This window comes from Cupriavidus sp. SIMBA_020, assembly GCF_046535395.1.
GTDB lineage: Bacteria > Pseudomonadota > Gammaproteobacteria > Burkholderiales > Burkholderiaceae > Cupriavidus > Cupriavidus campinensis.
On sequence record NZ_JAWRWU010001616.1, the window covers coordinates 1 to 237 of the forward strand.

Here is a 237-nt window from a genome sequence, read left to right on the forward strand (position 1 = left end):
ATGACGAAGTACTGAGCGCTTGTAAAGCATTTGCAAAAGCAAATAAAACCACCGGTTATATGTGTATTGCACCCGCTTTATTGCCATTCATTTATAATAAACCACAGCTCACTATTGGTAATGATAGCGACACGGCCGATGCTTTAACCACATTAGGCGCTGAGCATATTGAGTGTAAAGTGGATGATATTGTTATTGATAAAAATAATAAGCTGGTTACAACACCTGCTTATATGT

The 237-nt window shown here is 37.6% G+C and carries 1 pseudogene; it reads left to right on the top strand.

The annotated features are described in order from the left end of the window. Positions 1–237, top strand: a pseudogene (locus SB751_RS35085) (isoprenoid biosynthesis protein ElbB); the annotation flags it as partial.